The following is a 14820-nucleotide window of genomic DNA, read 5'->3' as shown; positions in this document are numbered from 1 at the left end:
GACACACTGGAGTCCACACCCATGACCGCTATCAACGCAGTCGCCGATCTCGCCGTGGAAGGCGATATCGCCATCCTTACGCTCAACTCGCCGCCGGTGAACGCACTGTCCGCCGCAGTCCGCGCCGGCATCCTCGCTGGCGTCGAGCGCGCCATCGCCGACGGCAACGTCAAGGGCATCGTCCTGACCTGCGCGGGCAAGACCTTTATCGCCGGCGCCGACATCACCGAATTCGGCAAGCCGCCGGTTGGCCCTTCGCTGGCCGACGTGCAAGCCGCAATCGAAGGCTCGCCCAAGCCGGTGGTCGCCGCCATCCACGGCACCGCGCTGGGCGGCGGGCTGGAAGTCGCACTGGTCTGCCACTATCGCGTGGCAGCCAGGTCCGCCAAATGCGGCCTGCCGGAAGTCAACCTCGGCCTGCTGCCCGGCGCTGGCGGCACACAACGCCTGCCCCGCATCGTCGGCCCCGCCAAGGCGCTCGACATGGTGACCTCGGGCGCCCACATCGGCGCGGCCGCCGCCGCCGAGATGGGCTTGTTCGACCTGGTGACCGAAGACGCCGCGCTGCGCGCCGGCGCCATTGCCTTCGCCAGGCAGGTCAACGCCGATCAGCGCCCGCTGCGCAAGGTGCGCGACCTCAACGAAAAAGTGGAAGCCGCGCGCGGCAAGCCGGAACTGTTTGCCGACTTCCGCCGCGCCAACGCCCGCAAGTTCCGTGGCTTCGACGCGCCCGAGTACAACATCCGCTGCATCGAGGCCGCGGTCAACCTGCCCTTCGACGAAGGCATGAAGGTCGAGCGCAAGCTCTTCCTGGAGCTGATGAACGGCACGCAATCCGCCGCGCAGCGCTACTACTTCTTCGCCTCGCGCCAGGTCTGGAACCTGCCCGACGTGCCAGCCGACACACCGGTCATCGACGTGAAGAAGGTCGGCATCATCGGCGCGGGCACCATGGGCGGCGGCATCGCCATGAACATGCTCAACGCCGGCATTCCCGTCGTGATCGTGGAAACCGCGCAAGAAGCGCTGGACCGCGGCGTGCGCACCATCCGCGCCAACTACGACAACACCGCCAAAAAGGGCCGCATCACCGCCGCCGAGGTCGACAAGCGCATGGCGCTGCTGACCCCGACGCTGGAACTCGGCAAGCTGGCCGACGCCGACCTGGTCATCGAAGCCGTCTATGAAAACATGGACGTGAAGAAGGACATCTTCGGCAAGCTCGACAAGATCGTGAAGCCCGGTGCCATCCTGGCCACCAACACCTCCGCGCTCGATGTCAACGAGATCGCCCGCGCCACGTCGCGCCCGGAATCCGTGATCGGCCTGCATTTCTTCTCGCCGGCCAACGTCATGAAGCTGCTGGAAGTGGTACGCGGCGACAAGACCTCCAAACCCGTCATCCGCACGTCGATGGAGCTGGCCCGCAAGATTGGCAAGATTGCCGCGCTGGTGGGCGTGTGCCCGGGCTTTGTCGGTAACCGCATGCTCGCCCAGCGCCAGCGCGAAGCGCAAAAACTCGTGCTCGCAGGCGCGCTGCCGTGGGACATCGACCGCGTGCTGTACAACTTCGGCTTCCCGATGGGGCCATTCGCCATGAGCGACCTGGCCGGCCTGGACCTGGGCTGGATCCGCGAGAAATCCAGCAGCTCCACGCTGCGCGAGATGTTGTGCGAGATGGACCGCCGCGGCCAGAAAACCGGCGCGGGCTACTACGACTACGACGAGAAGCGCAATGCCATCCCCTCGCCCGTCGTCGAGGGGATCATCCGCGACTTTGCCGCCAGGCAGGGCAAGACCAGCCGCGTGGTCTCCGAGCAGGAGATCCTGGAGCGCTGCATCTACCCGATGATCAACGAAGGCGCGAAGATCCTGGAGGAAGGCAAGGCCATCCGCGCCTCCGACATCGATGTGGTGTGGGTCAACGGCTACGGCTGGCCGGTGTACCGGGGCGGCCCGATGTGCTATGCGGACACGATCGGGCTGGACAAGGTGCTGGCGGCCATGAAGAACTTCGAGGCAACGCTCGGCGCAGACTTCAAGCCGGCCAAGCTGCTCGAGGACCTGGTTGCGCAGGGCAGGAAGTTCAGCGACCTGAAGTAGGCAGTTCCGGCGCTGCGTGCCGATGCGCCCCCTTGGCCGGCCCGGCCTTGGGGGCCATGTAGCGCCGCAGCTCCACCCACTGCCACGACAGCAGCGCCGGGATGCCGAAGAGCACCTCGCGCGCGCGCTTGACCAGGGCCAGCGACAAGGCCACCTGCGGGTCGACGCCAAGCAGGTGGCCCAGCAGCATCATCACCGCCTCCTGCACGCCAAGGCCGGCCGGCACGAAGAAGGCCACATGGCGCACGGCCTGCGTCAGCGACTCGATCGCCAGCGCCTGCCAGAGCGGGACGGGATGGCCCAGCAGCCACAGCGCGAACCAGATCTCCGCCGCGCCCAAGGCCAGGCCGGCGAACTGCCAGCACAGCGCGGCCAGCAATTCGCCGCGGCGCGCATTCAGCGCACGGATCTGCGCGTCGAGCCGGGCGCCGTCGATCAGTGCGACCACCCGGTGGTCCGCGCCGAACAAGCGCCGCGCGGCGCCCTCCAGCCGCTCGAACAGCGCGCTATGGCGCAGCGAGAGCGCAAACAACACTGGCACCGGCAAGGACAGCAGCAAGCCAGCCAGGATCACCCAGGCATGGCCGTCGCCGCCACCGAGCGCCAACAGCAGCAGCACCACGCCGAGCGCGGAGAACAGGTACTGCGCGAACAGCGTCACCATGACTTCCACCACGATGCTGGCGGTCACTGCCGTGGTATCCGCGATACGCAGGCGGGTCAGCCGGATGCCGACCAGCTCGCCACCCACACCCACGGTAGGCAACAGCCGGTTGACCGCCTCGCGCACGGTGGCCACCCACCACAGGAAGGCGAGGCCGGCGGACTCATCCGGATCGGCTGACGTCAGCAACACCCGCCAGCCTTGCGCGTCCAGCAGCAGCGGCAGGGCGTGGAAGGGCACCAGCAGCAGCAGCGGCCAGCCAGCCTGGCCGACGATGCGGCCAATGTCGGACGCGCCTTCGTGCAGCACCAGTGCCGTCAGGGCCAGCATGCCCAAAAGCCCGGTCAGGTAGATCAGGCGCTTCATGCTGGGGCCAGGGCACCTGGCGCGCCAAAGATGTCGGTAAAGCCGCCGCGACGCACACCGGCGCGCTCCAGCGCCTCGCGCACGCGGGGCGACAGCAGCGCGGCCAGCTCGTCGGCATGGCGATAGCCACGCATGCTGGGCGCGACCTCGGCGCCGGAGACCACGCCGGGATGCAGGTAGATCTCGCCCACGCCCGCCGGCAGCTCCGCCAGCGCGGCCAGCAAGGCGGCTTCGTCCATGCGGCCGCTATTGGCAATGCCAAGCACGTAGTCGTTGTGGGCAATGCCGGCCAGGTCCAGCCGCCTGCGCAACAAAGCCAGCCAGGGCCGCAGCAGCAGCGGCGCCGCAGGCTCGCTGGGCAGGCGCATGGCGTGCAGGCCGAACTCGCGGCCGATCTGCAAGATCAGGGACAGCACGGTGGGATGCAAGTGGAAATGCTTGTGGGTGTTCACGTGGTCCAGCGTCAGTCCGGTGGCGGCGAACGCCTCGAACTGGGCGCGGATCTCCGCGGCCAGCTGGCGCCGCACATGCGGCAGGAAGAAAAAGCGGAAGCCGTCGCGCGCCATGGCCGAGCCGAAGCGGCCATGCGCATCCACCAGCGCCGGAATGGCGGCCGGGGCCAGCACGGCCGGGCCGTCGGCCAGCACCACATGCAGGCCCACGCGCAAGCGCGGCAGGCGCCTGGCGCGCGCCACCGCATCGGCAGCCGCACTCGCGCCCACCATCAGGCTGGCGGCGTTCAGCACGCCATCGCGGTGCGCCAGCTCCACCGCTTCGTTGACACCGCCGTGCAGGCCGAAATCGTCGGCGGTGATGATCAGGGCACGCCGCGCAGGATCAGACGCCACAGGATCGCTAGCCAGGGTCAGGCCTCGTGCGAGCGCAGGAAGCGGAAGAACTCCACCCCTTCGCGCAGGCGGCGCTTCATCATTTCCCAGCTGCCCAGCATCTCGCGCACGATCTCCCAGATCTTGCTCGGGCGGAAGTAGAAGCGCTTATAGAACGTTTCCACGCCGTGGTAGATCTCTTCCTTGCTCAGGTGCGGATAGCTGATCGCGGCCAGCTGCACGCCCTTGTCGTTGACCAGGTTGATGACCTTGTTGTCTTCCAGCCAGCCGTTTTCCACCGCCTGCCGGTATAGCGTGGTGCCCGGATAGGGCGCTGCCAGCGAGACCTGGATCGTGTGCGGGTTGATGTCCTTGGCGTAGGCGATGGTCTTCTCGATCGTCTCGCGCGTCTCGCCGGGCAGGCCGAGGATGAAGGTGCCGTGGATGATGATGCCGAGCTTGCGGCAGTCCTCGGTGAAGCGGCGCGCGATATCGGTGCGCAGGCCTTTCTTGATATTGAGCAGGATCTGGTCGTCGCCGGACTCGTAGCCCACCAGCAGCAGGCGCAGGCCGTTTTCCTTCATGATCTTGAGCGTGCTGTAGGGCACGTTGGCCTTGGCATTGCAGGACCACGTCACGCCCAGCTTGCCCAGCCCGCGCGCGATCTCCTCCACGCGCGGCTTGAAATCCGTGAAGGTGTCGTCGTCGAACATGATCTCCTTGACCTCGGGCATGTTCTCCTTGATCCATTTGACCTCGGCGATCACGTTCTCCGGGGAGCGCGTGCGATAGCGGTGCCCGCCCACGGTCTGCGGCCACAGGCAGAAGGTGCACTTGGAGCGGCAGCCGCGCCCGGTATAGATCGAGACGTAGGGGTGCTTCAGGTAGCCGATGAAGTAGTTGTCGATCTTCAGGTCGCGCTGGTAGATGGGTGCCACGAAGGGCAGCTCGTCCATGTTCTCGATCATCGGGCGCGGGCCGTTATGCTCCTGCGAGCCATCGGGCAGTTTGTAGCTCAGGCCGAGCACGTCCTTGAGCGGCTTGCCGGCGGCCACCTCCTGGCAGGTGTAGTCGAATTCCTCGCGGCACACGAAATCGATGGCGGAGCTCGCGCCGAGCGTGCCGCCGGGGTCGACGGCGGGCTTGGCGCCTACCATGCCGATCATCACCCCTGGGTGGCGTGCCTTGAGTTCTTCCGCGAACTTGGCATCGGTGGGAAAGGACGGCGTGCTGGTGTGGATGATGACCAGTTCATAGCCGGCGGCGATATCCAGCGTTTCCTGCACACCCAGGCCGTCGGCGGGCGCGTCGAGCACGCGGCTATCCGGCACCAGCGCGGCGGGCTGCGCCAGCCACGTCGGGTACCAGAACGATTTGATCTCGCGCTTGGCTTGATAGCGCGAGCCGGCGCCGCCGTCAAAGCCATCGAAGGAAGGCACCTGGAGGAACAAGGTTTTCATAGCAGCCTCGGGGGATTCAAGCCGTTTGTCGAAAGGGACGACTGGCGTTCCGGCACGCCATTGTCCGTCCCCTCCGTCATCAAGGGAAGGGGGCGAAGCGTTACGCCAGCACCCTGGTAAGGTTCCATGCCCGCGCGCGCCGCCGGCGCGCGCGGCTGCAGCGGCGCCTCGGCTGTGGGAGGGTCTCGCACCGGCAATATCCGATCACGCCAACGCACCTGCGATCCGGCCAGGGCAACCGCCCACTCCACGAGCAGCAAGGTATCACGCAGCGGCGCCATCAGCGCGGCGCCGAGGCCGCCAGCCAGGAAACTGCGTGCCAGCCCGCCCAACACCACCGCGGCCAGCACCAGCGGCTGCGGCGAAATCCAGGCGGCCAGCGCCAGCATTGGCCAGGTGAACGTGATGAAGGTGAAGGCGAAGCCAGCCGGATTGAGCGAGCGGATGGTGCGCATCCACCGCAATTCATGCGCCCAGAGATCGAAAAGAGTTGATTCAGTCACATCTGTGGTGACCATCTCATCCGACAGCACCGTCTCCAGCCCCTGGCGCCGAACCAGCTCGCCCAGCCAGAAATCGTCGGCAAGGCGGTTGGAGAGCGCTTCGAACCCGCCAATTGCGGCCAGTGCGTCACGCCGCAGGGCAATGGTAGCGCCAAAGGAAAAACTGCGGGAGCCGCCCGCGTGGGCGATCCGCACCGAAGGCGCGAACCAGTGGTCGATAAATCCCGCCCCCAGGCGCGACCAGAAGCCGCCGACCGGATGGCCGCGATACAGGCAAGTCACCACACCGACCCGGGCATCGGCCAGGGGGGCGGTAACGCGTGCCAGATAATCCGGCGCCACGGCAATGTCGCTATCGGCGACCACCAGCCATGCGTGGCGCGCGCTGGCGCAGAGGTTGATCAGGTTGCTGGCCTTGAGATTGCTGCCATGCACCCGGGGATCGATGACCAGGTCGATCTCGCAGGCGGGGAAATCGGCGCGCAAGCGCTTCACGACGCCTATGGCGGGATCGTCGACAGCGCGTACACCAAACACGATCTGGTAGGCGGGGTGCTGCTGTCTGCACAAGGTGGCCAGGTTTTCGTAGAGACGAGGCTCGGCGCCGCAGAGTGGCTTGAGCACGCTCACGGGCCGAACGCTCGCGCTATCCGGGGCTACGCAGGCGGGCGCCGGGCCGGGCGAGGACCGTCGGCTGATCCACGCCGCCGCCACGGCATATCCTGCCGCGAGCCATGCAACTGCCGGACCAGCGAGCCCTCCCAACGTCATTTCGGCCAGCCCTCAAATTAAGGTTTTGACTAAAGTTGTACGGTATAGCGTGAATACTTAAGGAAGTATTAAGGGGAAATATGACGCACAGAAGTTATTTCGTCCACTAGTAAGATCGCGGATGGCATGGGGACAACGTGGGGTACCTAAATTAGACAAGAAAGATATTGATAACAATTCTTGTTACTTTTATTTATATCGGAAGGGCCAGGGCCAGAGACAGGCCCGGATTGCCAGCTACGCTCAGAGCGCCTCGCCCGCCTTGAGCACGCCCGCCGCGCGCAAGGACGCGTCGAGCCACGCCGGGCGCAACGCCTGGCCGGACCGGATACCATCGATCCGCTTTCGCTCCGCCACCACCTTCTCGGCCGCCCGCCCGATCAGCTCGGCCACCTTTTCGCGCTCGACCACCACCACGCCATCGGCGTCGCCGATCACAAGATCACCGGCCCTGACCGTAACGCCGCCGCATTGAATCGGATGGTTGACGCGGCCGGGCACAAGCTTGGTGGGACCATTGGGATTCGTGCCCACGGAGTACATCGGAAAGCCCAGCTCTCGGATCTCGTCGGCGTCGCGCGATGCCGCGTCCAGCACCACCGCCGCCACGCCAAGCGCCTTGCACTGGTTCGTCATGATGGCCCCCATCAGCGCGCAAGACTGGTCGCCCTTGCCGTCCACCACGATCACATCACCTGGCTTTGCGAGCGCCATGGCGGCGTGAATCATCAGGTTGTCTCCCGGCCGGACTTCGACCGTGAGCGCGGTCCCGCAGAAGCGGCTCGCGCGGTCGAGCGGTGCGATGCGCCCGTGCATGCCGCCCCGGCGCCCCGCCACATCCGCGAAGATCGAGGCGGCGAACTGAGATGCTTGCTCGACCAGGTCCGGGCGAACACGCTCGAAATCCCGGACCATATCCGGCAGGTTGCTCTCGATGTCGATGTCGATGTCGATGTCCATGTCGTGTCCCTTTAATTCAGCGTGACGTTGGCTTCTTTGATCACGCTGACCCACTTGCGCTTGTCGGTGGCCAGGAACTCGCGGAATTTATCCGACGTGCTGCCAACCACTTCCATGCCGTCCTGGCTCAGGCGCTGCGCAATCTCCGGCTGGCGCAGCACCTGCGCCACGTCGTGCTGCAAGCGCGCCACCACGCTGGCCGGCGTGCCCTTGGCCGCGCAAAGCCCGGTCCACGCCACGGGGTCAAACCCGGGCACGCCCGACTCCGCAAAAGTCGGCACGTCGGGCAGCGACTGCAAGCGCTGCAGCGACGCCACGCCAAGCACGCGCAGCTTTCCGGATTTGGCGTAAGGCAGGGAGCTGATGGGCTGGTCGAAGATCATGGAGACCTGGCCGCCAAGCAGGTCCGTCATGGCCTGCCCCGTGCCCTTGTAAGGCACATGGACAATGTTGATGCCGGCGCGCAGCTTGAGCATTTCGCCCGCGAGGTGGCCCGCCGTGCCATTGCCAGACGAAGCGAAGTTCAGCTTGCCTGGATTGGCCTTGGCATACGCGATCAGCTCCCTGACGTTGTGGATAGGCAGCGCCGCGTTGACCAGCGCGATATACGGCGTGTTGGCGATCAGGGACACCGGAATGATGTCGGTCTGCGGATCGTAGCTGACCTTCTGCAAGGACGGCTGGATGGACAGCATCCCCGTGGTGCAGATCATCAGGGTGTGGCCATCGGCGGGCGCTTTCAGCATGGTGTCGGCAGCGATGTTGCCGCCGGCGCCGGGGCGGTTGTCGATGAGCACCTGCTGGCCCAGGGCCTCGGACAGCTTGGGCGCCAGCAGACGGGCGACGATATCGTTCGAGCCACCAGGAGAAAAACCCACAAGGATGCGGATCGGCCTCGAGGGATACGCGGGCTCGCCATGGGCAGCCGTGGCAAGCAGCGGCAAGCCCGCCGCGACGAGGCGAAGACACTTCAGCAGATAGTTCATGGTGCGCCCTGGTGGATGAAATGAATGAAGGAAGGAAGGTCGTGCGATGCCTAGCGAATCAATGCGGCCGCCGCGGCTTCGATCCGGCGGCAGCCCTCGTCCAGCTGCGCCATGCTGGCGGCAAACGAAAGCCGGAAGTGCGTATCGACGCCGTAGGCGGAACCCTGCAGTACCGCGAGATCCTGCGAGTCCAGCAACCAGTTGACCCAGTCGTCGCTGGACCGGATCACCGAGCCGTGCGGCGTGCGTGCGCCGATCAGCGCTTCGCACGACGCAAAGACATAAAATGCGCCGGCTGGCGCCTGGCAATGAATGCCGTCGACCTGCCCGAGCGCGGCAACCACCCTGTCCCGGCGCGCCTGGAACGCCGCCTTGTTGGCCGTGATGAAATCCTGCGGGCCATCCAGCGCCGCGATCGCCGCGGCCTGCGCCACCGAATTGGCGCCAGACGTGCTTTGCGATTGCAGCTTCACCATCGCCTTGATGAGCGGCGCCGGCGCGCCGGCGTAGCCGATGCGCCAGCCCGTCATCGCGTACGCCTTCGAGACGCCGTTGATGGTCAGCGTGCGCGCCTTCAGTGACGGGGCGGCTTGCGCCAGCGTGACAAAGGCGGCGTCGTCGTAGGTAAGGTGCTCGTAGATGTCATCCGTCATCACCCAGACGTGCGGGTGACGCTCCAGTACGTCGGCGATGGCAACCAGCTCCGCGCGGGTATAGGCGGCGCCGCTGGGGTTGTTCGGCGAATTGAGGATCAGCCAGCGGGTCCGCGCGGAGATGGCCCGCTCGAGATCCTCGGGCGTGAGCTTGAACCCATTCTCCTGCCGGCATGCCACGAACACCGGCACGCCACCGGCAAACAGCGTGATATCCGGGTATGACACCCAGTATGGCGCGGGCACGATGACCTCGTCGCCCTGTTGCACCGTGCACATGAGCGCATTGAAGATGACCTGCTTGGCACCGGTGCTGACGATGATCTCGCTGGCCGCATAGTCGAGACCGTTCTCCCGCTTGAATTTCTGCGCGGCGGCGTGGCGCAGCTCGGCCGTGCCCCCCACATCGGTGTAGCGCGTCTTGCCGGCTTGCATTGCGCTCCAGGCGGCTTCCCGGATGTGGGCCGGCGTCTCGAAGTCCGGCTCCCCGGCGGTGAGGCCGATCACATCGCGCCCCGCGGCGCGGAGCTCCCGCACGCGTTGCCCCGCCATGGAACTGGGAGAGGGCTTGATTCGGTTGAGTCGGTCGGTGAGCGAAAGCATGAGGCGTGGCCATGGAAGGGATCTTGCGAGAAAGTATCCGCCACCGCGCCGGCCCGGCAAAACGAGAAATCGGATTGCGCCGGTATTCCATTTTTTCGTGATGAGGGCATTGTTGGTGCGAGAATATGTCGCCGCACAGAATCGGGAAATCAAATGTCTGTCACGTTCAAGCAACTCGAAGCCTTCTACTTCTGTGTGACGCATGCATCCTTCAGCTCGGCGGCCACCAAGCTCCACGCGACGCAATCGGCCATGTCCAAGCGTGTCGGCGAACTGGAGGCGGTCCTGGGCGTGCAACTCGTCCACCGCACGCCAAAGGGCCTCGTGCCCACCCATGCCGGCAGCCGGCTCCTGACCCTCGCCGCAGAAGCCATGCGACTGCGCGAGCGGATCGATGCCGAGGTCGGGCAGGTCGACAAGCTCACCGGCACCTACCGGATCGGCGTCACCGAGCTCATCGCACTGACCTGGCTGACCAAGCTGCTCAAGGAACTCAAGAACCGGCATCCAGAGCTTCAACTGGAACCGGTGGTCGATGCGGGCATGAACCTGTTCGAAGGCCTGGAGGCAAACAAGATCGACCTGGCGATCCTGCCGGGCACGTTCTGGGGCGAAGCCTACAAGACGGTGGAGGTCGGCCGCGTGGAAGACCTGTGGATGGCGAGCCCCACCCTCGCGTTACCCGACAGGCCGCTGCGCCCCGAAGAATTTGCCCAGTATCCCGTGCTGGAGCAATCCATCGGGTCCGCGAAGAACACCTTCTACGGCGCCTGGCGCCGGGAGCATGGATTCAGGTTCAAGAAGGTATTTGCCACCAACAGCCTGACCGTATTGAGAGCACTGACCATCGAAGGACTCGGCATCAGCCAGCTTGCCCTGGACTACTTCGCCACGGATATCGAGCAAGGGCTCTTGCGCGTGGTAAAGAGCGACCCCATGCCACCGCCGCTGGTTTACTCCGCCGTCTACCGGGACGATGCCTTCAGTGCGGCGCTGGATGTCATTGCCGAGGTCAGCCGGCTTGTGTGCGACTTCTCGCGTGGCCCGCATGATCTTGCGGTTGCACGGTGAGCGCATTATTGCGCGCCCAACTGGGAGATGCTGCCGCAATGAAACCGGAAAGAGTGTCGTAACGCACATTCGTTATATTCAATGATATATTTCGGCAATCAAGCGGGAGCCGGGACACGATAGGTTGCCAGCGGCAACATCCGGCCCCAACGAGCCCTTCCGACGCGAGGTACGCCTGCTGTGGCGACCAAGGCAGCAAGGCCTTCCAGGCAGCGATTCTCCGGCCCCACACACGATGGGCCCGGCAATCCTCCCCAGAGGGGTCCGCTGATTCCGCCGGCACCGCAGCCCGCCTCAACTCGGCAGAATCATGACGACATCTGGATTTTTCATGGAAAGCACACCAAGCCTTGACCGGGAAGCCGTTGGGGCCAAATTCTCATTGCCCGCCATGCAATACGCGCGGGACAAGACCTTCGAAGGGGTCCGGCGCATTGCCGCGGGCATTCGTCCAGGCATGACCGAAAAGCAGGCCTGTGATTTTGCGCGCATCACGCTCGAGGAGATGGGCATGCAGCGCATCTGGCATCAGATCATCGTGCGCTTTGGCCGGAACACCCTGAAGACGTTCAAGGAGCGCATAGACCCGGATCATGTTCTCGGTGAGCATGACATCTTCTTCATAGACCTCGGCATTGTCTGGAACGATCATGAAGGCGATGCGGGTGATACCTTCGTCGTCGGGGAGGACCCGGAGATGCATGCCTGCGCCGAGGCCGCGCGCATCCTCTGGCAAGAAGTCAGCGCGCGCTGGCGTGAAGATGGTCTTGGCGGACCGGCGCTATACCAATATGCAGCGCAGAGGGCTGAGGCTGCGGGCTGGAAGCTCAACCTCGAAATCAAGGGGCACCGCGTATCCGATTTCCCTCATGCGATCTATCGGGCGGGGGACTTGGGAGACTATGAACGGTGCCCCAAGACTGGACTGTGGATACTGGAGATCCAGATCGCCCATCCCACCAAGTCATTCGGCGCCTTCTATGAAGACATCCTGATAGCCAGCTAACCAACCCAGCGCAGGGAGCGCTTCTCGCATGCCGCACGTGCGCTACCTGCCAACCAGAGCCTGACCACGAGAGCCGACCGCATTCTTGTTCTGGACATCGACGGCACGCTGACGGACTCTGTCGCGCTTCATCGGCAGGCGTTCCTGGCCGCGATGTCCGCGCTTGCGCTGCCGCAGCGCAATACTGACTGGGGCAGCTACCCCCAGCATACCGACACCGGCATCCTTGCGCACGCACTGGCGAATGGCGGCCGCGCAGCCATGCAGGCCCATGAGCAATCGTTATTCGAAAACGATCTCGATCGATACTTCGCGAAAGCACTTGCCAAACACTGACTCCGTGAGATACCCGGTGCCTGCGTTTTTGTGCGGGCAGCACGAGAAGCAGTCCAGGTGAGGATGCCCTCCTCCAGACTTGCGTCGAACACTTCATTCCACTGCCAGGACGCGACCTTCAGGTTCTTGACATCCAGGCAAGCCAACGGCACGCGCGTCGTGTTCATCGTATCGGCCCACGTCGCACCGATGTATCAGGCACCCAGGCAATGGGCGCGTTGCAACGAGCCCTGCGATCTCAAACCCCTCTTTCCGGGGGTAAATTGTTTAAAATCTTTTTATGTGAATATTAATTAACTCTGAATTCAAAATATTAAATCCCGGAGCATGCGAATTTTGATCTAAAGTATCTGATCTTTGGTTTCAAGCCAATAGAGGTTATTTTGGGTGTGAACTCAGAAGGCGCTTCTGGAGCATGAGCCAATAGCGCTCGACCGGCCTGTGCCGGGCTTTCGCCGACCTCAGCTAACAATCCAGGGCTACGCCTTGCTCAGAGCCTTCAGGCGTGTCCTCCACAGAGCGGATCTGACACGCCCCGCCTCACGAAAAGGGCGCAGCGCGCCCGTCTGAGATGCCTGCAGGTGCCTGGCATGTACTCGGCTCTTGCGCACCGGAACCTCCGCCGCGGTTACGCCGCCGCCCGATTCACGCGACTCCGCCGCGAACGTGCTGTCATGGGATGGCACGGGGCGTGGGTCACACCAAGGAGCTGCAAGATGAATCAGCTGTCCCCCGAGCAAGTCCTGGCTGCGCAGAAGGCGATTATTGACGCCACGGCAGGTCTGACGGCCAAAGCTGTCGAAGGTTTTGAGAAGCTGCTCGCATTGAATATCGAGACGACGAAAGCCGCGCTATCCGATACTTGCGAAGGCGCGCGCAAAGCCCTGTCGGTCAAGCACCCCCAGGATTTTTTTGCATTGCAGATCGAGTTGCTCAAGCAAGCGACGGAAAAGACACTCTCGTATCGCCTGCAATTTTTTGAAATTGCGTCCGCGACGCGGGTCGAATTCGACAAGGCTGCGGAAACGCACTACGAGGCAAACAAGCGCGGGGTGCAGCGTCTCCTTGACAACGCGGTGAGCGCTGCGCCAGCAGGTTCCAGCGCGGCTGTCGCCGCCTGGCAGTCGGCAATCGATGCAACCCACACGCTATACGAGACCATGCAGTCGACGGCAAAGCAGGCGGCGCACGTTGCGCAGAGCAGTTTCAATACGGCTGCCGAAGCGGCCTCAAGGTCGGTGAAGCAACCGCCTGCCCGAGCCGTCCGGCAGTAAGCCGCGCAATGGCTGCCGCGGCCCCTACGCTTCGCGGGGCCGCGGCGAGCGCGAGCCATGTCCAGCGGCAGGCTGGGCTTCGGCCACCTGCTCTTACGGCCGTGTCACCGACCTGGCCTTCAACGCAGTATATGGAGGATTCAAATCATGACGACGAGGATAGCCCTGGTAACGGGGGGTATGGTCATCCCGCAAATCCCGGTTGGCCGCCTGGGGGAGCCGGAGGAAGTAGCGGCCTTGATTGTCTACCTATGTTCGCGTGAAGCGGCTTTCCTGACTGGCGCAAACATTGCGATCAATGGGGGCCAGCATCTGCAGTGACGCTGGTGGAAGCATAGCGAAGCTGCACAGCGGGTCTCGGCCCGCTCCTTCGACCCAGTAGGGGGATAACAGGGGGCCGCGTCATTGCCAGGCGCGCCAGCCGCGGGTCATTGCTACCAGCGCAGGCCTGTCCCCAGGGATCCTGTTTCGAAGATCACGTATTGCGTTCGCTGCTTGTAGGTGGCCTCCACCCGATAGTCGGCGGGCGGCACCTTGAACAGGCAGCGCGGACCGGTGGCCTGAAACGCGGCCAGCACCTTGCCATGGCGCCGCAGCTGGACATCGACCCCCGCCAGCAAATCGCCTTGCGGCCCCTTCGTGAAGATGACGCCGAGGTTGTATTGCTGTTCGAGACTGGTCAGCTGGTCCTGCTCCTCGACGCCCGTGCCGCCGCAGATATAGGTGACATTGCCAATAGTCCGCGGCGTCATCAACTGCGGTCCCGAGGCCTGCTGGCGCATGACTGCCGGCTGCGCCGGCGAGGCTGCGGCCTCGGGCTGCGCGATGACAAGCGGCGGTTCCTGATTTTCCGCTTGCGCCTGTGTCGTTGAGGCCTGCGGGTCTGCGGCTTGTGGCATTGCCGCCGCCGGAATTGCCATCTCCGGCGGTGTAGGCACGGCTTGCGCTTGCTGGGTCGGCGCCTCGGGCAACGATTGGGCTTGCGTGCCAAACGCGAGCGCCGCCGACATGCCGATGAGAACAAAGCGCGCAACAGCCGCAGGGCGGGCAGTATGTGAGATTGACATGGCGCTCCCCCTCTGAATTGGTGCGACAAGACTAGACACAAGCGGCATACGCAGCTATCCGCCAGAAGTCCCACCGATTTGCGGCGTGGCGCACATTACGCCCTCCTCGTCTACCGCACCCGGGCCAGACCCGGTGAGGTAACCCGCGAGGGCGGGCCAATCCGGCGCAG

The 14820-nt window shown here is 64.5% G+C and carries 13 protein-coding genes and 1 pseudogene; 6 read left to right on the top strand and 8 right to left on the bottom strand.

Translation table 11 applies throughout. The features are described from left to right. The first annotated feature begins 21 nt into the window (after window positions 1-21). Entirely contained in the window at window positions 22-2103 is a 2082-nt protein-coding gene (locus tag AC1RQK_RS15355; protein ID WP_492809655.1) for a 3-hydroxyacyl-CoA dehydrogenase NAD-binding domain-containing protein, read from the top strand. Here the strand turns inward: AC1RQK_RS15355 and AC1RQK_RS15350 are convergent. The 7 genes from AC1RQK_RS15350 to AC1RQK_RS15320 form a co-directional block, all read right to left on the bottom strand. Next, window positions 2087-3133 carry a lysylphosphatidylglycerol synthase domain-containing protein gene (locus AC1RQK_RS15350; RefSeq protein ID WP_416051584.1) on the bottom strand — a complete coding sequence of 349 codons (1047 nt, stop codon included), beginning with the start codon at window positions 3131-3133 and terminating at the stop codon, window positions 2087-2089. The two genes, AC1RQK_RS15355 and AC1RQK_RS15350, sit on opposite strands and share 17 nt — an antisense overlap. Further along, on the bottom strand, window positions 3130-3981 hold the full coding sequence (hpnK, locus tag AC1RQK_RS15345; RefSeq protein WP_492371377.1) for a hopanoid biosynthesis-associated protein HpnK: 852 nt from the start codon (window positions 3979-3981) through the stop codon (window positions 3130-3132). The genes AC1RQK_RS15350 and hpnK overlap by 4 nt, the downstream gene beginning before the upstream one ends. Window positions 3982-3998: 17 nt before the next feature. After that, window positions 3999-5420 carry a hopanoid biosynthesis associated radical SAM protein HpnJ gene (hpnJ, locus tag AC1RQK_RS15340; RefSeq protein WP_492371376.1) on the bottom strand — a complete coding sequence of 474 codons (1422 nt, stop codon included), beginning with the start codon at window positions 5418-5420 and terminating at the stop codon, window positions 3999-4001. Further along, entirely contained in the window at window positions 5417-6694 is a 1278-nt protein-coding gene (gene hpnI, locus AC1RQK_RS15335; protein ID WP_492371375.1) for a bacteriohopanetetrol glucosamine biosynthesis glycosyltransferase HpnI, read from the bottom strand. Before hpnI ends, hpnJ begins: the two co-directional genes overlap by 4 nt. Before the next feature lie 243 nt (window positions 6695-6937). Next, window positions 6938-7654 carry an RraA family protein gene (locus AC1RQK_RS15330; RefSeq protein ID WP_492371374.1) on the bottom strand — a complete coding sequence of 239 codons (717 nt, stop codon included), beginning with the start codon at window positions 7652-7654 and terminating at the stop codon, window positions 6938-6940. An 11-nt stretch (window positions 7655-7665) separates the two neighbouring features. Further along, window positions 7666-8640: a Bug family tripartite tricarboxylate transporter substrate binding protein gene (locus AC1RQK_RS15325; RefSeq protein ID WP_492371373.1), complete on the bottom strand. Its 975-nt coding sequence runs from the start codon at window positions 8638-8640 to the stop codon at window positions 7666-7668. Between the two features lie 50 nt (window positions 8641-8690). Then, window positions 8691-9896: a pyridoxal phosphate-dependent aminotransferase gene (locus AC1RQK_RS15320; RefSeq protein WP_492371372.1), complete on the bottom strand. Its 1206-nt coding sequence runs from the start codon at window positions 9894-9896 to the stop codon at window positions 8691-8693. Window positions 9897-10049: 153 nt separating this feature from the next. Between AC1RQK_RS15320 and AC1RQK_RS15315 the strand changes: the two genes are divergently transcribed. The 5 genes and pseudogenes from AC1RQK_RS15315 to AC1RQK_RS15295 all read left to right on the top strand — a co-directional run. Then, entirely contained in the window at window positions 10050-10967 is a 918-nt protein-coding gene (locus tag AC1RQK_RS15315) for a LysR family transcriptional regulator (RefSeq protein ID WP_492371371.1), read from the top strand. Between the two features lie 331 nt (window positions 10968-11298). Beyond that, window positions 11299-11973 (top strand): M24 family metallopeptidase, encoded by a 675-nt coding sequence (locus AC1RQK_RS15310; RefSeq protein ID WP_492371370.1) that lies wholly within the window; start codon window positions 11299-11301, stop codon window positions 11971-11973. 153 nt (window positions 11974-12126) lie between these two features. After that, window positions 12127-12309 (top strand): hypothetical protein, encoded by a 183-nt coding sequence (locus tag AC1RQK_RS15305; protein WP_492371369.1) that lies wholly within the window; start codon window positions 12127-12129, stop codon window positions 12307-12309. 716 nt (window positions 12310-13025) lie between these two features. Then, window positions 13026-13583, top strand: coding sequence for a phasin family protein (locus AC1RQK_RS15300; RefSeq protein WP_492371368.1), 558 nt, complete (start codon window positions 13026-13028; stop codon window positions 13581-13583). 183 nt (window positions 13584-13766) lie between these two features. Next, a pseudogene (locus AC1RQK_RS15295) lies at window positions 13767-13904 on the top strand (SDR family oxidoreductase); the annotation flags it as partial. A 113-nt stretch (window positions 13905-14017) separates the two neighbouring features. On the opposite strand, the gene AC1RQK_RS15290 reads toward AC1RQK_RS15295, so the two are convergent. After that, window positions 14018-14593: a hypothetical protein gene (locus AC1RQK_RS15290; protein ID WP_492371367.1), complete on the bottom strand. Its 576-nt coding sequence runs from the start codon at window positions 14591-14593 to the stop codon at window positions 14018-14020. Window positions 14594-14820: the final 227 nt, after the last annotated feature.

Source organism: Cupriavidus sp. GW822-FHT02D05, from assembly GCF_058802485.1.
Note: the sequence above shows the minus strand (reverse complement) of the source record. Positions and strands in the feature narration are given on the sequence as shown.